This is a genomic window from Aeromicrobium massiliense JC14 (genome assembly GCF_000312105.1).
Taxonomy (GTDB): Bacteria; Actinomycetota; Actinomycetes; order Propionibacteriales; family Nocardioidaceae; genus Aeromicrobium; species Aeromicrobium massiliense.
On record NZ_HE978638.1, the window covers coordinates 295,113 to 316,445 of the forward strand.

The following is a 21,333-nucleotide window of genomic DNA, read 5'->3' on the forward strand; positions in this document are numbered from 1 at the left end:
TGACCCCGGCGAGGGTGGAGCCTCCCGGGGTCGTGGACGCCACCCGGCGAGAGGTGACGACCCGTCGAGCCTAGGCCACGGATGGATGATCATCCAACTCAGGCCTCGGAACGGCGCACATAAGTATTCACTCGGTGTATAGATGAGCCATGGCACTCAACCACGTGGTGCTGGGGTTGCTCGCCGAAGGGCCCCAGCACGGGTACGACCTCAAGCGGGCGCACGACGTGCGCTTCGCCGCGGCGCGCCCGCTCGCGTTCGGCCAGGTCTACGCGACGCTCGGCCGGCTCGAGCGCGACGGCTTCGTCGAGCGTGTCGGCACCGACCAGGACCAGGGCCCGGAGCGCGTCGTCTTCGCGCTGACCGAGGCGGGCCGCCGCGTCCTGGACGAGTGGCTCGCCGACCCGGAGGAGCCGCACCGCTACGCGGCCGACGAGCTCGTCCGCAAGACCGTCACCGCGCTCGCCCTGGGGGCGGACGCGTCTCGGTTCCTCCGCACGCAGCGCGTCGCCCACCTGGAGGTGATGCGCCTGCTGCTCGCCGAGCAGGACGCCGTCACCGACGTCGCCCACCGCATCGCCCTGGACCACACGATCGCCCACCTGGACGCCGACCTGCGCTGGCTGGAGTCAGCACACGACCGCGTCACCGCCGAGAGGAACGCGTCATGAACAGCACGACCCTGCTGCACGCCACCGGGCTGCAGAAGTCCTTCGGACGTACGCCCGCCCTCCGCGGGGCGTCGCTGACCGTCGGCCCGCGCGAGCGGGTGGCCGTCCGGGGACGCTCCGGCAGCGGCAAGTCGACCCTGCTGCTGTGCCTGGCCGGGGTGCTCCTGCCGGACGCCGGTGGCGTGACCTACCTGGGTCGCCGCTACGACGCGATGACCGCGGACGAGCGGGCGCGGCTGCGCCGGCGCGAGATGGGCCTGGTGCTGCAGCACGGCCAGCTGGTCCCGGAGCTCACCGTCCTGGAGAACGTGGCCCTGCCGTTGCTGCTGGAGAAGGTCGAGCGCAGCTCGGCCGCGCTCCTGGCCCATGAGTGGCTCGCCCGCCTGGGCGTCGCCGAGCTCGCCGACGCGCGACCTGCCGAGATCTCGGGCGGGCAGGCGCAGCGGGCGGCGATCGCCCGGGCGCTGGTGACCGGTCCGCAGCTCGTCCTGGCCGACGAGCCGACCGGGTCGCTCGACACGGTCGGCGCGGACGAGGTCATGGCCGTGCTGCTGGAGGCGACGCGCAGCTGCGACGCGGCCCTCGTCGTCGTCACGCACGACAACCGCGTGGCTGCGCGCATGGACCGTGAGGTCTCCGTCGAGGACGGCAGCACCGAGCCGGCGGGAGCGCTTCGATGAGGCCGCTGTGGCTCGTCGTCGTGCGCACCGGCGGTATCGGGCGGGCTGCGACCGTCGCCGTCTGCACGGCGTTCACGAGCGGTCTGCTGCTCGTCGCGGTGTCGGTGCTGCGCCTCGGCTCCGGATCCATCCCTGAACGCCTGCTGGCTCCGATCGCCGACCCGGGAACGCGCGGCGGAGCCGTGCTGGGCATCGTGCTGGCTGCGCTCCCGTTCCTGCTGCTGCTCGACCAGTCGCTTCGCCTGGGAGCGGGGGAGCGGGAGCGCAGGTTCGGCGCGCTCGCGGTGGGCGGGGCCGCGCCGGCCGACCTGCGCCGCTGGGGCGCGATCGAGGTCGGCGTGCCGGCCGCCGTCGGTGCGGTCGGCGGCCTCCTCGTGCATGGCGGACTCCGGCTGCTGCTGTCCGGGCCCCACATGGGCCGAGTCGGCTCGGTGGTACCCGAGCAGACGGGGCCGGGGTGGTGGACGGTGCCGGTGCTGCTGACGGTCGCCGCCTACGGCGCGTGGGCCGGCCGTCGGGCAGCCGCCCGCGCCGCCGACTCGTGGCTCGTCTCCCGAGGGCTGCGCCGCCCTCCGCGTCCCTGGGGCTTCATCCCGCTGGCCGGCGCCCTGGTGCTCGCGCTGGTCTCGTTCGGCGGAGGAGGGCGGACCGTCACGACAGCGGCGCTGCTGGCGGCCATCGTCCTTCTCGTGGTCGGGGCGGCGAGCCTCGCGCCCTGGCTGGTTCGGCGTTCGGCCCTGCGGGCCCTGCACCGTCCTCGCCACCCTGCCGCCGTCCTCGGGCTGCGCCGCATCGCCGCGGATCCGGGGCCGGCCGCGCGAGCGGGCGCCGCGACGGGCGCCGTGGCCCTGGCGCTCGCGACCGTGCTCAGCCTCGTGGTCGACACCCGGAGCTCCGGTGACCCGGACGTGGGTCTCGTGGCATCACTCGTCACGGTCGGCCTGGTCGCGGGCGTCGCGCTGCTGCTGGTGTGTGGGTCGCTGGTCGTCCACGCCGTCGAGGTGCTGACCGACCGGCGCCGCTCCGTCGCCGCGATCGTGGCCGGAGGTGTGCCGGCCTCCGTCGTCCGACGGTCGGTCCGGGCGGAGGCCCTGGCGGCGACGCTGCCCCTCGCCGTCCCCGGTGCGCTTCTCGGGGGCCCTGTCTACGGCTGGCTGCTCGCCGGCGGCGGACTGGTCGAGCTGTTGCTGGTCACGGTGGGCGCGGCCGCGGTCGTCGCCCTCGTGGCGCTCGCGGTGGTCCTGGCAGCCCGGCTGGTCGGGCCTCTGGCCGATGCGGCGACGGACCCGGTGAACCTGCGGACGGCGTAGCGGGTGACGGCGTGGGGGAGAGGCCGGTGTCGGCGCCGGGTGGCACCATGGTGCGGTGAGCCTCTACCGCGACCAGGCCGTCGTCCTGCGCACGCACAAGCTCGGTGAGGCCGACCGCATCATCACGCTGCTGGCCCGCGAGCGCGGGCTCGTGCGCGCCGTGGCCAAGGGCGTCCGCAAGACGTCCTCGCGCTGGGGAGCCCGGCTCGAGCCGTTCATGCACGTCGACCTGCAGCTCGCCGAGGGGCGCAGCCTCGACACCATCACCCAGGCCGTCACCCTGTCGGCGTTCGCCAAGGACCTGGGCGGCGACTACCCGTCCTACACCGCCGGCTCGGCCATGCTCGAGACCGCCGAGCGGCTCGTCGACGGCGACGGCGAGCCCGCCGTCCAGCAGTACCAGCTGCTGGTCGGCGCGCTGAACGCGCTGGCCATGCGCCGGCACAGCCCGGGGCTCATCCTCGACTCCTACCAGCTGCGCGCGCTGTCGGTCGCCGGCTACGCGCCGACGTTCGCCGCGTGCGCGCTGTGCGGCCTCGAGGGTCCGCACCGCAACTTCCACGTCCCCTCCGGCGGCACGCTGTGCGACCGCTGCCGCGTCCCCGGCTCGTCCACGCCCGCCGCGGCGACCGTCGAGCTGCTCGGCGCGCTCCTGGCCGGCGACTGGCCGGTCGCCGACGTCTCCGACGAGCGGTCCCGGCGCGACGCCAGCGGCCACGTGTCGGCCTACCTGTCCTGGCACCTCGAGCGCGGCCTCCGCTCGCTGGCGCACGTCGATCGCTGAGGCCGACCCACATGACCTACCGCCAGCCCACCCCGCACCCGAGCGGGGCCACCGCCCCGAGCCTGCCGCCCGAGCTCGTCCCGGGCCACGTCGCCATCGTCATGGACGGCAACGGGCGCTGGGCCAAGGCCCGCGGCCTGCCGCGCACCGCCGGCCACGAGCGCGGCGAGGCGGCGCTGTTCGACGTCGTCGAGGGCGCCGTCGAGATCGGCGTGAAGGCGGTCAGCGCCTACGCCTTCTCCACCGAGAACTGGAAGCGCTCGCCCGAGGAGGTGCGCTTCCTCATGGGCTTCAACCGCGACGTCATCCGCCGCCGCCGCGACGAGATGCACGCGCTGGGGGTGCGCGTCCGCTGGGCCGGACGTCGTCCGCGGCTGTGGCGCTCGGTCATCCGCGAGCTCGAGATCGCCGAGGAGCTCACGAAGCACAACACGCGCTGCACGCTGACGATGTGCGTCAACTACGGCGGACGGGCCGAGATCGCCGACGCCGCCGCGGCCCTGGCGCGCGACGTGAAGGCCGGCCGGCTCGACCCGGAGAAGGTCACCGAGAAGGTCTTCGCCCGCTACCTCGACGAGCCCGACATGCCCGACGTCGACCTGTTCTGGCGCACGTCCGGCGAGCAGCGCACCAGCAACTTCCTGCCCTGGCAGGCGGTCTACGCCGAGATGGTGTTCAGCGACATCGCCTGGCCCGACGTCGACCGGCTCGCGCTGTGGGCCGCGGTCGAGGAGTACGCCCGGCGCAACCGCCGCTACGGCAGCGCCTGAGCACGTCGACGACGTCCGGGCACAGCCGGGCCCGCCAGGCGAGGCCTGACGGGACCCGGTGTCCCTGCCTGGGGGGTCAGGGCTTGAGGACGACCTTCACGTGGCCGTCGGCCTTCTTCTGGAACCGGTCGTACGCCATCGGCGCCTGGTCCAGCGGGAGGTGGTGGGTGGCGAAGTCGTCGACGCCCAGCGGGTCGTCGTCGGTCAGCAGCGGCAGGATGTCGTCCACCCACCGCTTGACGTTCGCCTGACCCATGCGCAGCTGGATCTGCTTGTCGAACATGCGCATCATCGGCATCGGGTCGGCCATGCCGCCGTACACGCCCGACAGCGACACGGTGCCGCCGCGGCGCACCAGGTCGATCGCGGTGTAGAGCGCGCCGAGCCGGTCGATGCCGGCGGTCTTCATCATCGGGGCGGAGATCGCCGACGGCAGCAGGCCGGTCATCTTCTGCATGACCTTGGCGACGGGGGAGCCGTGCGCCTCCAGGCCCACGGCGTCCAGCACCGAGTCCGGGCCGCGGCCGTCGGTCATCGACAGCACGACGTCGCGCAGGTCGTCGCCGTGCTCGCGCAGGTCGATGACCTCGATGCCGCGGGCGCGGGCGCGCTCGAGCCGCTCGGGCACCAGGTCGACGGCGATGATCTTGCCGATCGGACGCTGCTGGGCGACGCGGCACGCCATGTCACCGATCGGGCCCAGGCCCAGGACGAGCAGCGTGCCCCCGTCGGGCACGGCCGCGTACTCGACGCCCTGCCACGCGGTCGGCAGCACGTCCGACAGGTACAGGAAGCGGTCGTCCGAAGGGCCCTCGGGCACCTTGATGTGGGTGAACTGGGCCTGCGGGACGCGCAGGTACTCGGCCTGGCCGCCCGGCACGGAGCCGTAGAGCTCGGAGTAGCCGAAGATCGCCGCGCCGGTGCCCTGCTCGCGCACCTGCGTCGTGTCGCACTGGGTCATGAGGCCCTGGCCGCAGGGGACGCAGGAGCCGCACGAGATCTGGAACGGGATGACGACCCGGTCGCCGACCTTCAGGTCGCCGACGCTCGAGCCCACCTCCTCGACGACGCCCATCGGCTCGTGGCCCAGCACGTCGCCGGGCTTCATGAACGGGCCCAGCGGCTCGTACAGGTGCAGGTCGGAGCCGCAGATGGCCGTGGACGTGATCTTGATGATCGCGTCGGTCGGTTGCTCGATGCGGGGATCGGGCACCTCCTCGACCGAGACGTTGCGCGTGCCCTGCCAGGTGACTGCCTTCATGTAGGTCGCTCTCCTCTTCGCGGTCGGACGTCGAGGGGGTACCCGGGCGGCCACCGGGCAAACGCCGGGGCGGGCGCCGCCGCGTGCGGCCGATAGGCTGACGGACGTGCGTATCGCCAGGTTTGCCGGGGACGACGATCCCCGATTCGGAGTAGTCGGAGAGGAGGACGGCGTCCCCACGATCGCCGTCCTCAAGGGAGACCCGCTCTACGCGGGGTTCGAGCTGACCGGGCAGAAGGTGAAGGTCGAGGACGTCCGCCTGCTGGCCCCGGTCATCCCGCGCAGCAAGGTGGTGGGCATCGGGCGCAACTTCGCCGACCACGCCGCCGAGCTGGGCAACGACGTCCCCGAGACGCCGCTCGTGTTCCTGAAGCCGAACACCAGCGTGATCGGCCCGGGCGAGCCGATCTTCCACCCCGAGCAGAGCTCGAACGTCCACTTCGAGGGCGAGCTCGCCGTCGTCATCGGCCGCATCTGCAAGGACGTGCCGGCGGCCGACGCGAGCAAGGTGATCTTCGGCTACACCGTGGCCAACGACGTCACCGCGCGCGACCTGCAGAAGAGCGACGGCCAGTGGGCCCGGGCCAAGGGGTTCGACACGTTCTGCCCGATCGGCCCGTGGATCGAGACCAACCTCGACCCGGCCGACCTGCGCGTGACGACGACGGTCAACGGCGAGACCAAGCAGGACGGCCGCACGTCCGACATGGTGCACAAGGTGCCCGACCTGATCGCGTACGTCTCGTCCTTCATGACCCTGCTGCCGGGCGACCTGCTGCTCACCGGGACGCCCGCGGGCGTCGGCCGGGTGGTGCCGGGCGACTCGGTCAGCATCACGATCGAGGGTCTCGGCACCCTCACGAACCCGGTGGTGGATGCCTCGTGACCTACTCGACCGTTCCCGGCCCCGGCGACCGTCCCGTCGTCGGACGCTTCTGCCCGTCGCCGACCGGCAACCCGCACGTCGGCATGGCCCGCACCGCGCTGTTCAGCTGGGCGTTCACCCGGCACCACGGCGGGAAGTTCGTCTTCCGCATCGAGGACACCGACGCCAGCCGCGACTCCCAGGAGTCCTACGACCTGCTGCTGGACGTCATGCGCTGGCTGGGCCTGGACTGGGACGAGGGCCCGGTCGTCGGCGGCCCGAACGGCCCGTACCGCCAGTCCGAGCGCATGGGCATCTACGCCGACGTCACGCAGCGGCTGCTCGACGCGGGCCTGGCCTACAAGGCGTACGACACCGCCGAGGAGCTCGAGGAGCGTCGCGAGAAGGCGCGCGCCGAGGGACGTCCCAGCGGCTACGACGGCCTGCACCGCGACCTGACCGACGAGCAGCGCGCCGCGTTCGAGGCCGAGGGCCGCGAGCCGGTCATCCGGTTCAAGATGCCGCGCCGCGACTACACGTTCGACGACCTCGTGCGCGGCCCGATCACGTTCGGCGAGGCCGACGTCCAGGACTTCGTCATCGTCCGCGCCAACGGCCAGCCGCTGTACACGCTGACCAACCCGACCGACGACGCGCTCATGGGCGTCACCCACGTGCTGCGCGGCGAGGACCTGCTCAGCTCGACGCCGCGCCAGATCGCGCTCTACGAGGCGTTCGCGCAGATCGGCGTCGGCCAGGGCTTCGTGCCGGCCTTCGGCCACCTGCCGTACGTGATGGGCTCGGGCAACCGGAAGCTGTCCAAGCGCGACCCCGAGTCGAACCTGCTCGGCTACCGCGACCAGGGCTTCCTGCCCGAGGGGCTGCTCAACTACCTGGCGCTGCTCGGCTGGTCGTTGGACGCCGAGCGCGACGTGTTCAGCCTGGCCGAGATGGTCGAGGCGTTCGAGGTCGGCCGGGTCAACCCGAACCCGGCCCGTTTCGACCTCGACAAGTGCACCGCCATCAACGGCTCCCACGTGCGGCTGCTCCAGCCGGCCGAGCTGGTCGACCGGCTCGTCCCGCTGTTCCAGGCCGAGGGGCTGGTGGCGGACCCGCCGACCGAGTTCCAGGTCGGGCTGCTGACCGCGGCCGCCCCGCTCGTCCACGAGCGCATGGCGCTGCTCAGCGAGGGCGTCGCGATGCTGCGCTTCCTGTTCGTCTCGGACGACGAGTTCACCGTCGACGAGGCCGACCGGGCCAAGCAGCTCGACGAGAAGGGCCTGGACGTCGTCCGGGCCGCTCGCGAGGCGCTGGCCGACCTGCCCGTCTGGTCGACCGCGACGATCGAGGGTGCCCTGCGCGCGCGTCTGATCGACGAGCTCGGGCTCAAGCCGCGCGTCGCCTTCGGGCCCGTGCGCGTGGCCACGACGGGCAGCCGCATCTCGCCGCCGCTGTTCGAGTCGCTGGAGCTGCTCGAGAAGCGCCGCACGCTGGCCCGCCTCGACGCAGCCCTCGGCTGAGCGCGGGACGACCCCCGGTTTGGGACGTCCGGGGGTCGTCGGGTAACGTTGTCTCTCGGTTCGGGGACGCGAGTCCACGGCACCGGTGGGGTATGGTGTAATTGGCAACACGGCTGATTCTGGTTCAGTTGTTCTAGGTTCGAGTCCTAGTACCCCAGCTTCGAGAACCCCGGTTCTCGTCTCCTGGCCCCGTTGTGTAGCGGCCTAGCACGTCGCCCTCTCAAGGCGGTAGCGCGGGTTCGAATCCCGTCGGGGCTACCAGGAACGCAAGGCCCCCGAGCATCGCTCGGGGGCCTTCGTCGTGCTCGGCCTCGATGGACGGCTCGCTGCTCGGCGGTGTCCGGCGAGCGACGAACGTCACCGGACCCCGGCTCGAAGTCACCCGACGGCGCTGGTAAAGTTCTCTTCGGTTCAGGCGCTCCGGTGCCCGAGCCGCGCACGTGGCCCCGTTGTGTAGCGGCCTAGCACGTCGCCCTCTCAAGGCGGTAGCGCGGGTTCGAATCCCGTCGGGGCTACCACGTGGAAGGCCCCCGAGCATCGCTCGGGGGCCTGCGCCATTCCTAGGGTGCAACGCCTGGCCCCGCGGCGGCTAGACGGCGCGCGAGCCCGGGACGAGACCCGTGCGACCCTCCCAGGAGCCGTGCTCCGACAGTGGCCGGAACCGGAAGGTCGCGAACTCGTGGTGGAAGTCCCTGCGCTCGCGCTCGCGCATGGCCGCTGCGTGCCGCGAGGGATCGGACACGCTGGAGCGACCGTGGACCATCTCCACCATCTGGCGCGTGCTGTGCCAGATCGAGAAGGTCGAGATGGTGCGTGGGGGCCGGAACCCGGCGACGGCGAGGCTCACGCCGGGGTGGTCGCGCACGAGGCGTTCCACGGGCCGGCCGTGGTGCAGGAAGCGGGGGATCTCCGGCATCCGCATCCGAGCGAGCGTGACGGCCACGACCGGCTCGTCCTGGTCCCAGGCCCCCGCTCGAACCGGCAGCCCCGGGAACGCGGTGATGCTCGACCAGCGGCGCAGGTACTCCATCCGTACGTGCCATCCGGCGGCGAGGGACCTTCCCAGCGGGTCGCGGACCAGGAACCGATCGAGGGCCGCGTCGTCCTGCCACTGCGCGAAGACGGCCAGTCTTCGCAGCTGGAGCCGGTCAGGTGACACCACCGGCGCCCCGAGCCGCATGAGCGAGAGGCACTCGAGGTGGTCGAGCCCCGGCACGGCGGCGGGCGTCGGCGGGCTCAGCAGCGTCCTGGTGCCGGTCAGTCGAGCGACCTCGGCGAGGTGGAAGCTGTGGACGGTCACGACGCCCGCTCGAGCCGGTAGTGCAGTCGCAGGGCCGACGCTCCCCAGACGCGCAGCTCGTGGTCCGTGCGCAGCACTCCGTGGGGATCGACGTGGACGTGGAACGTCTCGTGGAGCGGGACCCGTGCCGCGTGCGCGCGGGCGCCGCGGACGACGACGTAGGCTCCGTCCTCCCCGAAGCCTCCGCGAGGCGACTCCAGGAGCAGCCCGCCGCCAGCCGTGACCGACGGGCGGAGGAAGACCTGCAGGTTGCCCGACTCGAGCGGGAACGCAACGTGGACGCTCGGTCGCGTGGCGCCCGGCAGCCGGCGTGCGGAGTAGGCGCCGCTGAAGACCGTCCGCCCGCTCTCACGCAGAGTCCGGGTCCACGCGGATGCGACCTGGACGCCGTCGTGGTCCCGTACCGGCGTGACGTCGCTGTCCATGCCGTGCGCGACGTCCAGCGGACGCATGGGCAGGGCGAGCTGCTCGACCCGGCGGCCCCACCACCGCGCGACCACCTCGCCGAGCGGCCAGAACAGTGGTGACCAGCCCGACCACACGTCCATCCGCCACGACGCGGTGTGCTCGTAGAAGTCGCGCACGAGCGGGTGGAGGTGCTCCGCGGCGAATCCCGGGCCGTCCAGGACGGACATGGACGGCAGCAGCCCGGCGTCGGGGTCCGGTGCGCCGAGCGTGCCTCCGTGCCGCGCCGCCTCGGCCTCGATCCACGCCGTGCTCACCCGGGCCGACGAGCTGACCGGCGCGTCCAGCCACTGCTGGTCACCGTCGAGGTCGACCCGGCGGCCGGTGACCTGCCAGAAGCTCCGGGACGCGAGGTCCAGCACGTGGGGCACGGACCGCATTGTGCCGCATCCGCAGCGCGGAGACGGACGGATCGAGCATTCCCACCCTCGCCACGTCCGCGTCCGAATCCCGCCAGAACGAGTGGGGGAGACGCGTCATGATGGACGCGTGACCGACCTCCACGAGCAGCGCCACCGCGCCGTCGCCGCCCGCGACGCGCGCTTCGACGGCATGTTCTTCACCGCGGTGCGCACGACCGGCGTCTACTGCCGGCCGTCGTGCCCGGCGGTCACCCCACGCATCCAGAACGTGGAGTTCTACGTCACCGCCGCCGCGGCGCAGGACGCCGGCTACCGCGCCTGCCGCCGCTGCCGGCCCGACACCGTGCCCGGCTCCCCGGAGTGGGACGTCCGGGCGGATGTGGTGGGGCGCGCGATGCGGCTGATCGGCGACGGCGTCGTCGAGCGCGAGGGCGTCGGGGGACTGGCCGTGCGGCTCGGGTACAGCACCCGCCACCTCACCCGGCTGCTCACTGACGAGCTGGGCGCCGGCCCGCTTGCACTCGCCCGCAGCAACCGGGCGCAGACGGCCCGGCTGCTCATCGAGACCACCGCGATGGCGATGGCCGACGTGGCGTTCGCGGCCGGCTTCTCGTCGGTCCGCCAGTTCAACGACTCGGTCCGGGCCGCCTACGGCATGACGCCGCGCGAGCTGCGCACCCGCGGAGGGCGTGCGCCCGCTGCGGCCGGCACCCTCTCGTTGCGCCTGGCCGTCCGGCAGCCGTTCGCCGCCGACGCGATGCTCGAGTTCCTCGCCGACCACCTGGTGCCGGGCATGGAGACGGTCGACGGCCGCACGTACGTGCGCACCGTGCGTCTCCCGCACGGCCACGCCGTCGTGGCCCTGACGCTGCACGACGACCACGTCCGCTGCGACCTCGAGCTCGACGACCTGCGCGACACCGCGGTGGCCGTCGGACGCGCCCGCCGCCTGCTCGACCTGGACGCCGACCCGCTCGCGATCGACGAGGTGCTGGGCGCCGACCCCGAACTAGCGCCCCACGTGGCCGCCGAGCCGGGCCTGCGGGTGCCCGGCTCCATGGACGGGTTCGAGACCGCCGCCCGGACGATCGTGGGCCAGCAGGTCTCGCTCGCCGGCGCCGCGACCGTCCTGGGCCGCCTGGTCGCCGCCCACGGCGAGCCGGTCGACCTGCCGCTCGCCCGCCGGCACGGGCTCGACCGCGCCTTCCCGTCGCCGGACGTCGTGGCCAAGGTGCCGACCGAGTCGCTGGCGATGCCACGATCCCGCGCCCGGGCCCTGGCGGCGCTCGGGCAGGCCGTGGACGCCGGCGACCTCGCGCTCGACCCCGGCGCCGACCGTGACGAGGCGCGCGCCGCGCTGCTGGCGCTGCCGGGCGTGGGACCCTGGACCGCCGACTACGTGCTGATGCGCGGTCTGTCCCACCCCGACGTCCTGCTGACCACCGACCTGGTGCTGCGCCGCGAGCTGGAGCGCCGCGCGCTGGTCTCCGCCGACACCGACCGGTGGCGCCCCTGGCGCTCGTACGCCGGCATGCACCTGTGGCGGGCCGCGGCCTCGCCCGTCCCCGAGAGGAACCGACCATGACCACACGCTGGATCGACTCGCCGATCGGCGGCCTGCGCCTGCACGCCCGCGCCGGACTGCTGGCGGCCATCGAGTTCGACGCCGAGCCGCGCGGCTCAGTTGTCGCCGACCCGGTGCTCGACGACGCCGAGCGCCAGCTCGCCGAGTACTTCGCCGGCGAGCGGCGCGACTTCGACCTGCCGCTGGCCAGCGAGGGCACCGCCTGGCAGCAGAAGGTCTGGGGCGAGCTGCGCCGCATCCCGTTCGGCGAGACGGCCAGCTACGGCGAGATCGCCCGGCGACTGGGCTACGAGCCGGTCGTGTCGCGGGCGGTCGGGGCGGCCAACGGGCGCAACCCGATCCCCATCGTCGTGCCGTGCCACCGGGTCATCGGAGCGGACGGGACGCTCACCGGCTACGCGGGCGGCCTGGAGCGCAAGCGGACGCTGCTGGCCCTGGAGCAGCCCGGCCTGTTCTGAGCCGGGCACCACCGCGTTCGCCGCGCGTTCACCTGGGTACGGCAGGCTCGACGCAGGAGGTTCCCCATGGGCAAGAAGGACACGGCTCGGCGCGAGATCGCCGAGCTGGAGGCCAAGGTCGACAGCTACCGCCAGAAGGTCAAGGCGCTGAAGGCCGCCGCGCAGGAGTCCGCGGACGACGCGGACCGCTGGAAGGCGAAGGCCAAGGAGCACAAGCGCCGGTCGGCGGAGTCGCGCGAGGCCGCCCGCCGGGCGCTCGAGGTGGCCGCCAAGGCGGAGAAGCAGGCGCGCAAGGCGCAGAAGAAGGCCAAGAAGGCGCTCGCCACGGTCACCGAGCACGCCGAGACGCCGCTCGCGCCGGTGCCCGACCTGCCGGAGGAGGCCGCGCCGGACGCCCCGGTCGTCGACGACCAGCCGCTCGCGGCCCGGGTGCTGGAGCCCGCCGTCATGGTGCCGGCCGACGAGCCGTACGCGACCTGGAGCCTCACCCGGCTGCGGGCCGAGGCCCGGGCGCAGGGCGTGCCCGGCTACTCCCGCATGCCGCGCGAGCAGCTGCTGCTCGCGCTGGGCACGCGATAGTCCGCTAGCCCTCGTTCGACCGCCGCAGCGACTGTGAGAGCCGCTCGGCGGCGGCGACGACCGCCGGGGCGTGCATGCGTCCGGGCTGACGGGTCAGGCGCTCGAGCGGGCCCGACACCGACACGGCCGCGACGACCTTGCCGGAGGGGGAGCGGACCGGCGCCGAGACCGAGCCGACGCCGGCCTCGCGCTCGCCGACGCTCTGCGCCCAGCCGCGACGCCGGACGGCCGACAGCTCGGCGGCCGAGAACGTCGCCTTCACCAGGCCCTTGTTCATGCGCTCGGGGTCCTCCCAGGCCAGCAGCACCTGGGCCGCGGATCCCGCGGACATGGTCAGCTGCGACCCGACCGGGATCGAGTCGCGCAGGCCCGTGGGACGATCGGCCGACGCCACGCACACGCGGGCGTCGCCCTGGCGCCGGTACAGCTGCGCCGACTCGCCGGTGATGTCGCGCAGCCGCGCGAGCACCGGGCCGGCGGCGGCCAGCAGACGGTCCTCGCCGGCGGCGGCGGCCAGCTCGCCCAGGCGCGGGCCGAGGATGAAGCGGCCCTGCATGTCGCGCGCCACGAGCCGGTGGTGCTCGAGCGCCACGGCCAGGCGATGCGCGGTCGGCCGGGCCAGGCCGGTGCCCGCCACGAGTCCGGCGAGGGTCTGCGGTCCGGGCTCGAGAGCGGCCAGGACGAGTGCGGCTTTGTCCAGAACGCCGACTCCGCTAGAGTTGTCCATGTCTTGATACTGCCGTATCGCATTGTGAGACGCAAGTGCGACACGACTCAGGACCGACGAACCACCAGCCGAGGAGCCAGACATGGGCAAGACGCTTGCTGAGAAGATCTGGGACGACCACGTCGTCCGCAGCGCCGACGGAGAGCCGGACCTGCTCTACATCGACCTGCACCTCATCCACGAGGTCACCAGCCCCCAGGCGTTCGACGGGCTCCGCCTCTCCGGCCGCCCCGTCCGCCGGCCGGACCTGACGCTGGCCACCGAGGACCACAACATCCCCACGACCGACCTCGACAAGCCGATCGCCGACCTGGTGTCGCGCACCCAGGTCGAGACGCTGCGCCGCAACGCCGAGGAGTTCGGCGTCCGGCTGCACCCGATGGGCGACATCGACCAGGGCATCGTCCACGTCGTCGGCCCGCAGCTGGGCCTGACCCAGCCGGGCATGACGATCGTCTGCGGCGACTCGCACACGTCCACCCACGGCGCCTTCGGCTCGATCGCCTTCGGCATCGGCACGTCCGAGGTCGAGCACGTGCTGGCCACGCAGTCGCTGTCGCAGGCCAAGCCGAAGATGATGGCCGTCGAGGTCGTGGGCGACCTGCCCGAGGGCTCGACCGCCAAGGACCTCATCCTGGCGCTCATCACGCAGGAGACCACCGGCGGCGGCCAGGGCTACATCGTGGAGTACCGCGGCGAGGCCATCCGCAAGCTGTCGATGGAGGCGCGGATGACCATCTGCAACATGTCCATCGAGTGGGGCGCCAAGGCCGGCCTCATCGCGCCGGACGACACGACGTTCGACTACCTGCAGGGACGTCCGCACGCCCCGCAGGGCGAGGACTGGGACGCCGCCGTCGCGTACTGGCGCAGCCTGGTCACCGACGACGACGCGGTGTTCGACAAGGTCGTGACGATCGACGCCAGCACCATCACGCCGTTCGTCACCTGGGGCACCAACCCGGGCCAGGGCGTGGCGCTGTCCGGCGACGTCCCCGACCCGGCCTCGTTCGAGGATCCGAACGAGCGCGTCGCCGCCGAGCGGGCGCTGGAGTACATGGGCCTGACCGCCGGCACGCCGATGCGCGACATCGCCGTCGACACCGTCTTCATCGGCTCGTGCACCAACGGCCGCATCGAGGACCTGCGCACCGCGGCCGGCCTCATCGAGGGCCACAAGGTCGCCGAGGGCACCCGCGTGCTCGTCGTGCCCGGGTCGGTGCGGGTGCGCCTGCAGGCCGAGCAGGAGGGCCTGGACGTCGTGTTCAAGGACGCCGGTGCCGAGTGGCGCGGCGCGGGCTGCTCGATGTGCCTGGGCATGAACCCCGACCAGCTGACCCCGGGGGAGCGCAGCGCCTCCACGTCCAACCGCAACTTCGAGGGCCGTCAGGGCAAGGGCGGCCGCACCCACCTGGTGTCGCCCGAGGTGGCCGTCGCCACCGGTGTGCTGGGGCACCTCGCCTCGCCCACCGACCTGCAGCAGCTGACGAAGGCAGGAGCCTGAGCCATGGAGAAGTTCACCGCGCACACCGGTGTCGGCGCCCCGCTGCGCCGCAGCAACGTCGACACCGACCAGATCATCCCGGCGGTCTACCTCAAGCGGGTGACCCGCACCGGGTTCGAGGACGGCCTGTTCTCGGCCTGGCGCAACGACGAGTCGTTCGTGCTCAACCAGGACGCCTACAAGGACGCGACCGTGCTCGTCGCCGGCCCCGACTTCGGCACCGGGTCGTCGCGCGAGCACGCCGTCTGGGCGCTCATGGACTACGGCTTCAAGGCGGTCATCTCGCCGCGCTTCGCCGACATCTTCCGGGGCAACTCGGGCAAGGCCGGCCTGCTGGCCGCCCAGGTCGACGAGGACGTCGTGGAGCAGCTGTGGGCGTACCTGGAGGCCGACCCGGGCGCGAGCGTCACGGTCGACCTGGAGTCGCGCACCGTCCGGGCCGGCGACCTCGAGGCCCCGTTCCACATCGACGACTACACGCGCTGGCGGCTGCTCGAGGGCCTCGACGACGTGGCGATCACGCTGTCGCACGACGAGGACATCAGCGCCTACGAGTCGCGTCGTCCGGCGTTCAAGCCGGCGACGCTCCCGGCCCGCTGAGCCCGCGTCGGGCCTGGGTGCGGCGCGGCCCCGTCGCGCCGTAGGCTCGCCCCCATGACGCACGCCCGGGCCCGCATCTCGACGACCGTGCGCCTGGTGAAGCTGCTGCTGCGCCGGCCGCTCATGGTGCTGACCAAGCGCGACTGGCGCGGGGCCGAGCGGCTGCCGGCCGACGGCGGCTTCGTGCTGGCCGCGAACCACGTGTCCCACCTGGACCCGATCATGCTGTCGCACTGGATGCTCGACCACGGCATCACGCCGCACTTCCTGGCCAAGGAGGGGCTGTTCCGGGTCAAGCCCCTGGTCGGTCGCGTGGTCGGCAGCGCCGAGCAGATCCCGGTCTACCGCCGCACCGACCGCGCCCGCGACGCCTTCGACGCCGCCGTCGACGCGGTCGAGCGTGGCTGGGTGGTCAGCTTCTACCCCGAGGGCACCATCACCCGCGACCCCGACCTGTGGCCGATGACCGGGCACACCGGGGCCGTCCGCGTGGCGCTGCGCACGGGCGCCCCGCTCGTGCCGGTCGCCCAGTGGGGTCCGCAGGACATCCTGTGGCCGTACACGAAGCGGCCGCACTTCTTCCCGCGCCGCACCTACCGCGTGCTGGTCGGCCCGCCGGTCGACCTGTCCGACCTGGCCGGACGCCCGCTCGAGGAGTCCGTCCTGCGCGAGGGCACGCAGCGGATGATGGCCGCCATCACCGACCTGCTGGCCGAGCTCCGGGGCGAGCGCCCGACCCGTCCACCGATCGACGCCCACACGGTGGGCGACCAGCACAGGAGGAGCGCCTGATGGCCAGGATCGCCGTGATGGGAGCCGGCTCGTGGGGCACGGCGTTCGCGCTCGTGCTCGCCGACGCCGGCAACGAGGTGTGCGTCTGGGCCCGCCGCGAGGAGGTCGCCAGCGCGATCAACGAGCGGCACGAGAACACCGAGTACCTGCCGGGCATCGCGCTCCCTGAGCTGGTCACCGCGACCACCGACCCGGCCGTCGCACTCGCCGACCGCGAGGTGGTCGTGCTGGCCGTGCCGTCGCAGCAGCTGCGGGCCAACCTGACGTCGTGGGGCCCGCTGTGCGGCGACGGCACGATCCTGGTGAGCCTCATGAAGGGTGTCGAGCTCGGCACCCACCAGCGCATGAGCGAGGTCATCGCCGACGTCACCGGCGCCACGCCCGACCGCATCGCCGTGCTCACTGGGCCGAACCTCGCTCGCGAGATCGCCGACCGCGAGCCGGCCGCCGCCGTGATCGCGTGCACCGACCTGGGCGTCGCCGAGCGGCTGCAGAAGCTGTGCCACACGCCGTCGTTCCGGCCGTACACGAACACCGACGTCGTGGGCTGCGAGCTGGGCGGCACCACGAAGAACGTCATCGGCCTGGCCGTCGGCGTCTGCGTCGGGCTCGGCTACGGCGACAACTCCAAGGCGTCCGTCATCACGCGCGGACTGGCCGAGACGGCGCGCCTCGGGGCGGCCATGGGAGCCGACCCGATGACGTTCCTCGGCTTGGCGGGCCTGGGCGACCTGGTGGCGACGTGCTCGTCGCCGCTGTCGCGCAACCGGACCTTCGGCGAGAAGCTCGGCCAGGGCATGAGCGTGGAGCAGGTGACCGCGCAGACGCGTCAGGTCGCCGAGGGCGTCAAGTCGTGCCAGTCGGTCGCCGAGCTGGCGCGCCTGCACGACGTGGAGATGCCGATCGTCGAGGCGGTCGCCCGCCTCGTCGACGGCACGCTGTCACCCGCCGACCTCGTGCGCGAGATGATCGCCCGCGAGACCAAGCACGAGCGTCACTGACCTACTGCTTGGCCGCCCGGGCGGCCGCTCGCGCCGCCCGTCGGGTCGCCGCCTTCAGCGCATGCTCGACGTCGGCCCACAGGTCGTCGACGTCCTCGATGCCGACCGACAGGCGCACCAGGTTGTCCGGCGTCGTGCCCGGCTCGGCCGGGTGCCGGCGGCGACGCTCCCAGGTGCTCTCGACGCCACCGAGGCTGGTGGCGTGCGTGACCAGCTCGCTGATCGAGCAGGCGTCCTCGGCGACGTCCGCACCGGCGGCGACGTCGAAGGACACGATCGTCCCGAAGCCGGGGTAGCGGACCTTGTCGACTAGGTCGGAGGCGTTCAGCCGCTCCACGAGCTGCTGGGCGTTGGCCTCGGCCCGGTCGAGCCGGACGGCCAGGGTGCGGATGCCGCGGACGGCCAGCCAGGCCTCCATCGCACCGGGGATGGCGCCGTGCTGGGTGCGCCGGCCGACCAGGGCCTTGTAGCCACGCGGGTCGCGGGTCACGACGGCGCCGAGCACGAGGTCGGTGTGACCCGACAGCAGCTTGGACGCCGAGTGGACGACGAAGTCGGCGCCGAGGTCGAGCGGACGCTGGCGCAGCGGCGTGGCGAAGGTGTTGTCGACCGCGACGGCCGTGCCGTTCGCCGATACCGCCGTGGCGATGGCCTCGACGTCCGCGACCTGCAGCATCGGGTTGGTGGGGGACTCCAGCCACAGCAGGGCGGCGTCCTCGGCGGCCTTGACGATGTTGTCGGTGCTCGTGTGGCTGACCAGGCGCAGCTCGATGGCGCCGCGCTTCGCCCGCTCCTTGAGCAGCGCGAGCGTTCCGTTGTACGGACCCTTGGACGCGACCACGACGCCGCCGTGCGGCACCAGGTCGAGCACCGCCGTGGTGGCCGCCTGGCCGGAGGAGAAGCCGACCGCCTGGCCGCCCTCGAGGTCGCCCACGACCTGCTCGAACGCCTCGAACGCCGGACTGCCGTGGCGGGCGTACGACGACTCCGCGCCGGGGTGCAGGGCACTGGCCATCGTCAGGGGTGCGGACAGCGGCCCACCGGGCACCCGGTCGGGCCGGCCGCTGCTCACGGCGATGGTGCTGGGGGAGAGATCGAGTCCTGACGAGTCCTGGCGGGCGCGCGGGTGTCGGGGCATGAGCCCATTGTGCCTGCACGGTAATGTCGCTGCCCATGGACGTCTCGCCCCTGGGAACCCCTGACCGTCCGCGCGTCGCGGTGCTCTTCGGCGGACGCTCGAGCGAGCACGGCGTGTCGTGCCTCACCGCCCGCGAGGTCATCGCGGTCATCGACCCCGAGCGCTACGACGTCGTGCCGGTCGGCATCACCCGCTCCGGCGACTGGGTCCTGGAGACCGCCCGCTGGGACGACCTGCAGGGCGGCCTGCCCGAGGTGCGGGGTGACCTGCCCGCGTTCAGCTGGGACGACGTCGCCTCGTTCGACGTCGTGCTGCCGCTGCTGCACGGCCCGTGGGGCGAGGACGGCACGGTGCAGGGCCTGTTCGAGATGGCCGGCGTCCGCTACGTCGGCTCCGGCGTCCTGGCCAGCTCCGTGGCGATGGACAAGCCGTTCACCAAGACCGTCTTCTCGGCCGCCGGCCTGCCCCAGCTGCCGTACGTGACCATCGCGCCGGGGGCGTGGAAGACCGACCGTGAGCGGGTCGAGGCCCGCGTGCACGCGCTCGGTCTGCCGGTCTTCGTCAAGCCCGCGCGCGCCGGCTCCAGCTCGGGCGTGCAGCAGGTGTCGAGCTGGGACGAGCTCGAGCCCGCCGTCCTCGCCGCCGCCGAGCTCGACCCGAAGGTGGTCGTCGAGGCCGCGGCCCGGGGCCGCCGCGAGCTCGAGGTCGGCGTCATCCAGCAGCCCGACGGCACGGCCGTCGCCAGCGTGGTGGGCGAGATCGTCGTGGCCGAGGACGCCTCGCACGAGTTCTACGACTTCGACGCCAAGTACCTCGACGGCACGAGCACCAATGTCGTCCCCGCCGACGTCCCCGAGACGCTGTCCGAGCGCATCCGCACCTACGGCGTCCAGGCGTTCGAGGCGCTGGGCTGCGAGGGCCTGGCCCGCGTCGACTTCTTCCTCACCGACGACGGCCTGGTCATCAACGAGATCAACACGATGCCCGGCTTCACGCCGTTCTCGATGTTCCCCGGCCTGTGGGCAGCCAGTGGCGTGCCCTACGCGGACCTCGTCGACCGGCTGCTGCAGCTGGCCCTCGCGCGTCCCACCGGCCTGCGCTGAGCCTCACCCGAGCGGGTCGGTCCCGCTCCCGCTGAGTGTGACGATTCGGGGCTCCTCGAGCCGGTTCGACCCCCGGAACGTCACGCTCAGCGAGGACGCGCGGCGCAGGTGCGAGCAGGTCAGACGCAGGGCTGCTCGACCGGGACGTGCTTTTGCACGACCTCGGCCACGTCGACGAGCACGTCCGCCTCGGGCGCGTAGTCGTCGGGCACCTCGACGCTGACGTTGAACCGGCGTCCGATGGTCGTGAACAGGAACCCGCCGGCGACCTCCTCGGTGAACCAGCCGACGTCCGCGACCATGTCGCAGCGCGAGGCGGGCGTGAGCGCGGCGGGGTCCTCGACGCCGCAGCGCAGGACGATCGGCGGGTCGCCCCAGGCGGCGGCGACGTCGTCGGCCACCCGGCGGGCGGCGCGGCCGCCGACGGCCTGCGGCGTGTCGGCGATCATGCTGCGGCAGTCCAGCTCGGTGCCGTCCTCGGTCGGGTACGTGTCGACCTGCAGGCCGCCCGAGCAGCCGCCCAGGACGAGCAGCGAGGCGGCGGCCGCGAGCACGCCGCGGCGCACCGTCAGAACCGGACGATCGGGCAGGTCAGCGTGCGCGTGATGCCCGGGACGGACTGGACCTTGGAGACGACCATCTGGCCGAGCGCGTCGACGCTCTGGCCCTCGGCGCGCACGATGACGTCGTACGGTCCGGTGACGTCCTCGGACTGGACGACGCCCTCGATCTCGGCGATCGCCTGCGCGACCTCGGTGGACTTGCCGACCTCGGTCTGGATCAGGATGTAGGCCTGCACGGTCATGGCGCTGCCCCTCTCGGCCTGGTGAGCGGCGACGGATCCGTCGCCTCCGAAACGCTACAGGATGCGTGCTCCAGCGAGCCGGTCGGCCAGAATACGACCATGGACGCGCAGACGACGGTGCAGCAGCTGGGGGAGTTCGGCCTGGTGGCGGAGGTGACGGCCCTCGCCGGTGGCGGCGGCAAGGTGCTGATCGGCCCCGGTGACGACGCCGCCCACGTCGCGGTGCGCACCGGCGGGTACCTGGTCTCGACCGACCTGCTGATCGAGGACCGGCACTTCCGGCGCGACTGGTCCAGCGCCTACGAGGTCGGCCGCAAGGCGGCCGCCTGCAACCTGTCCGACATCGCCGCGATGGGCGGCGTCGCGGACGCGCTGACGGTGGGGCTCGGCGTGCCGGGCGACCTGCCCGCCCAGTGGGCGCTCGACCTGGCGCGCGGCGTCGTCGACGAGTGCAAGTCCGTCGGTGCGCACCTGGTCGGCGGTGACGTCACGGCGAGCGAGGCGATCGTGGTCGCGGTGACGGCGATCGGCGAGGCGACCCGGCCGGTGCGCCGCGACGGCGCGCGTCCCGGCGACGTCGTCGCGTTCGCGGGCAACCTCGGGCTGGCCGGGGCCGGCTTCGCCGCCCTGAGCCGTGGCTTCCGCTCGCCGCGGGCCGCGGTCGAGTCGCACCGTGTCCCCGCGCCGCCCTACGCGGCCGGCCCGCAGGCCGCCCTCGCCGGGGCGACCGCGATGGTCGACGTCAGCGACGGCCTGCTCGCCGACCTGGGCCACGTGGCCACGGCCAGCGAGGTCGCCATCGACCTGGACCCGGCGCTGCTGCCCGTGGCCGAGCCCGTCGCGACCGTCGCGGAGGCGCTCGGGCTGGAGCCGCTCACGCTCGTCCTCACCGGCGGTGACGACTACGCGCTCGTCGCGACGTTCCCCGAGGGCGCCGAGCTGCCGTCCGGCTGGACTCGCATCGGCGCGGTCGCGGAGGGTGCCGGCGTGACGGTGGCCGGGGAGCCCTGGGAGGGCTCGCCCGGCCACCGGCACTTCGCCTGAGCGGGGTCG

At 73.2% G+C, this 21,333-nt stretch carries 23 protein-coding genes and 3 tRNA genes; 19 read left to right on the forward strand and 7 right to left on the reverse strand.

What is annotated here, in order from left to right:
• Window positions 1-149 precede the first annotated feature (149 nt).
• From HGAM_RS14150 to HGAM_RS14170, 5 genes are read left to right on the forward strand one after another with little or no spacing between them, the layout of a single operon-like run.
• Entirely contained in the window at window positions 150-671 is a 522-nt protein-coding gene (locus HGAM_RS14150; RefSeq protein ID WP_019146157.1) for a PadR family transcriptional regulator, read from the forward strand.
• The gene (locus tag HGAM_RS14155) at window positions 668-1,351 is read left to right on the forward strand and encodes an ABC transporter ATP-binding protein (RefSeq protein ID WP_019146158.1); all 684 of its coding nucleotides are present in this window, start codon (window positions 668-670) and stop codon (window positions 1,349-1,351) included. The genes HGAM_RS14150 and HGAM_RS14155 overlap by 4 nt, the downstream gene beginning before the upstream one ends.
• Window positions 1,348-2,661 carry a hypothetical protein gene (locus tag HGAM_RS14160; RefSeq protein ID WP_019146159.1) on the forward strand — a complete coding sequence of 438 codons (1,314 nt, stop codon included), beginning with the start codon at window positions 1,348-1,350 and terminating at the stop codon, window positions 2,659-2,661. Before HGAM_RS14155 ends, HGAM_RS14160 begins: the two co-directional genes overlap by 4 nt.
• 55 nt (window positions 2,662-2,716) lie before the next feature.
• Window positions 2,717-3,445 carry a DNA repair protein RecO gene (gene recO / locus HGAM_RS14165; protein WP_019146160.1) on the forward strand — a complete coding sequence of 243 codons (729 nt, stop codon included), beginning with the start codon at window positions 2,717-2,719 and terminating at the stop codon, window positions 3,443-3,445.
• A gap of 11 nt (window positions 3,446-3,456) precedes the next feature.
• Window positions 3,457-4,215 (forward strand): isoprenyl transferase, encoded by a 759-nt coding sequence (locus HGAM_RS14170; protein WP_019146161.1) that lies wholly within the window; start codon window positions 3,457-3,459, stop codon window positions 4,213-4,215.
• Between the two features lie 76 nt (window positions 4,216-4,291).
• Here the strand turns inward: HGAM_RS14170 and HGAM_RS14175 are convergent, their stop codons facing one another.
• Complete coding sequence (locus tag HGAM_RS14175; RefSeq protein WP_019146162.1) at window positions 4,292-5,476, reverse strand: zinc-dependent alcohol dehydrogenase; 1,185 nt, start codon at window positions 5,474-5,476, stop codon at window positions 4,292-4,294.
• A 106-nt stretch (window positions 5,477-5,582) separates the two neighbouring features.
• Between HGAM_RS14175 and HGAM_RS14180 the strand changes: the two genes are divergently transcribed.
• The 5 genes from HGAM_RS14180 (at window position 5,583) to HGAM_RS14200 (ending at window position 8,379) form a co-directional block, all read left to right on the forward strand.
• A complete protein-coding gene (locus HGAM_RS14180) occupies window positions 5,583-6,362 on the forward strand; it encodes a fumarylacetoacetate hydrolase family protein (protein ID WP_019146163.1) in 780 nt (259 codons plus the stop codon).
• Window positions 6,359-7,861, forward strand: a complete 1,503-nt coding sequence (gltX, locus tag HGAM_RS14185; RefSeq protein ID WP_019146164.1) for a glutamate--tRNA ligase — start codon at window positions 6,359-6,361, stop codon at window positions 7,859-7,861. The genes HGAM_RS14180 and gltX overlap by 4 nt, the downstream gene beginning before the upstream one ends.
• Window positions 7,862-7,947: 86 nt before the next feature.
• Window positions 7,948-8,019: transfer RNA gene (locus tag HGAM_RS14190), tRNA-Gln, on the forward strand.
• 27 nt (window positions 8,020-8,046) lie between these two features.
• A tRNA-Glu gene (locus HGAM_RS14195) sits at window positions 8,047-8,122 on the forward strand.
• A 181-nt stretch (window positions 8,123-8,303) separates the two neighbouring features.
• A tRNA-Glu gene (locus HGAM_RS14200) sits at window positions 8,304-8,379 on the forward strand.
• 71 nt (window positions 8,380-8,450) lie between these two features.
• Here HGAM_RS14200 and HGAM_RS14205 read toward each other — a convergent pair.
• Entirely contained in the window at window positions 8,451-9,161 is a 711-nt protein-coding gene (locus HGAM_RS14205; RefSeq protein WP_019146165.1) for a hypothetical protein, read from the reverse strand.
• Entirely contained in the window at window positions 9,158-9,997 is an 840-nt protein-coding gene (locus tag HGAM_RS14210; RefSeq protein WP_019146166.1) for a hypothetical protein, read from the reverse strand. The genes HGAM_RS14205 and HGAM_RS14210 overlap by 4 nt, the downstream gene beginning before the upstream one ends.
• 118 nt (window positions 9,998-10,115) lie before the next feature.
• On the opposite strand from HGAM_RS14210, the gene HGAM_RS14215 reads away from it, so the two are divergent.
• The 3 genes from HGAM_RS14215 (at window position 10,116) to HGAM_RS14225 (ending at window position 12,610) form a co-directional block, all read left to right on the forward strand.
• Window positions 10,116-11,573, forward strand: a complete 1,458-nt coding sequence (locus HGAM_RS14215; protein ID WP_019146167.1) for an AlkA N-terminal domain-containing protein — start codon at window positions 10,116-10,118, stop codon at window positions 11,571-11,573.
• The gene (locus HGAM_RS14220; RefSeq protein ID WP_019146168.1) at window positions 11,570-12,031 is read left to right on the forward strand and encodes a methylated-DNA--[protein]-cysteine S-methyltransferase; all 462 of its coding nucleotides are present in this window, start codon (window positions 11,570-11,572) and stop codon (window positions 12,029-12,031) included. The genes HGAM_RS14215 and HGAM_RS14220 overlap by 4 nt, the downstream gene beginning before the upstream one ends.
• A 66-nt stretch (window positions 12,032-12,097) precedes the next feature.
• Entirely contained in the window at window positions 12,098-12,610 is a 513-nt protein-coding gene (locus tag HGAM_RS14225) for a hypothetical protein (protein ID WP_038951848.1), read from the forward strand.
• Window positions 12,611-12,614: 4 nt separating this feature from the next.
• On the opposite strand, the gene HGAM_RS14230 is transcribed toward HGAM_RS14225, so the two are convergent.
• Window positions 12,615-13,337: an IclR family transcriptional regulator gene (locus HGAM_RS14230; protein ID WP_038951850.1), complete on the reverse strand. Its 723-nt coding sequence runs from the start codon at window positions 13,335-13,337 to the stop codon at window positions 12,615-12,617.
• Between the two features lie 82 nt (window positions 13,338-13,419).
• On the opposite strand from HGAM_RS14230, the gene leuC reads away from it, so the two are divergent.
• Genes leuC through HGAM_RS14250 form a run of 4 tightly spaced genes read left to right on the forward strand, consistent with a single transcriptional unit; the run spans window position 13,420 to window position 17,234 of the window.
• Window positions 13,420-14,841: a 3-isopropylmalate dehydratase large subunit gene (leuC, locus tag HGAM_RS14235; protein WP_019146170.1), complete on the forward strand. Its 1,422-nt coding sequence runs from the start codon at window positions 13,420-13,422 to the stop codon at window positions 14,839-14,841.
• Between the two features lie 3 nt (window positions 14,842-14,844).
• Complete coding sequence (leuD, locus tag HGAM_RS14240) at window positions 14,845-15,441, forward strand: 3-isopropylmalate dehydratase small subunit (protein WP_019146171.1); 597 nt, start codon at window positions 14,845-14,847, stop codon at window positions 15,439-15,441.
• A 54-nt stretch (window positions 15,442-15,495) separates the two neighbouring features.
• Window positions 15,496-16,233, forward strand: a complete 738-nt coding sequence (locus tag HGAM_RS19530) for a lysophospholipid acyltransferase family protein (RefSeq protein ID WP_019146172.1) — start codon at window positions 15,496-15,498, stop codon at window positions 16,231-16,233.
• On the forward strand, window positions 16,233-17,234 hold the full coding sequence (locus HGAM_RS14250) for an NAD(P)H-dependent glycerol-3-phosphate dehydrogenase (protein WP_019146173.1): 1,002 nt from the start codon (window positions 16,233-16,235) through the stop codon (window positions 17,232-17,234). Before HGAM_RS19530 ends, HGAM_RS14250 begins: the two co-directional genes overlap by 1 nt.
• 1 nt (window position 17,235) lies before the next feature.
• Here the strand turns inward: HGAM_RS14250 and HGAM_RS14255 are convergent, their stop codons facing one another.
• Entirely contained in the window at window positions 17,236-18,372 is a 1,137-nt protein-coding gene (locus tag HGAM_RS14255) for a trans-sulfuration enzyme family protein (protein WP_038951851.1), read from the reverse strand.
• Window positions 18,373-18,407: 35 nt separating this feature from the next.
• Between HGAM_RS14255 and HGAM_RS14260 the strand changes: the two genes are divergently transcribed.
• The gene (locus HGAM_RS14260) at window positions 18,408-19,475 is read left to right on the forward strand and encodes a D-alanine--D-alanine ligase family protein (protein WP_038951852.1); all 1,068 of its coding nucleotides are present in this window, start codon (window positions 18,408-18,410) and stop codon (window positions 19,473-19,475) included.
• A gap of 119 nt (window positions 19,476-19,594) precedes the next feature.
• On the opposite strand, the gene HGAM_RS14265 is transcribed toward HGAM_RS14260, so the two are convergent.
• Both HGAM_RS14265 and HGAM_RS14270 read right to left on the reverse strand, forming a co-directional pair.
• Window positions 19,595-20,041: a DUF3515 domain-containing protein gene (locus HGAM_RS14265; protein WP_245532136.1), complete on the reverse strand. Its 447-nt coding sequence runs from the start codon at window positions 20,039-20,041 to the stop codon at window positions 19,595-19,597.
• A 2-nt stretch (window positions 20,042-20,043) separates the two neighbouring features.
• On the reverse strand, window positions 20,044-20,280 hold the full coding sequence (locus HGAM_RS14270; protein ID WP_019146177.1) for an Lrp/AsnC family transcriptional regulator: 237 nt from the start codon (window positions 20,278-20,280) through the stop codon (window positions 20,044-20,046).
• A gap of 99 nt (window positions 20,281-20,379) precedes the next feature.
• Between HGAM_RS14270 and HGAM_RS14275 the strand changes: the two genes are divergently transcribed.
• Window positions 20,380-21,324 carry a thiamine-phosphate kinase gene (locus tag HGAM_RS14275; RefSeq protein ID WP_019146178.1) on the forward strand — a complete coding sequence of 315 codons (945 nt, stop codon included), beginning with the start codon at window positions 20,380-20,382 and terminating at the stop codon, window positions 21,322-21,324.
• Window positions 21,325-21,333: the final 9 nt, after the last annotated feature.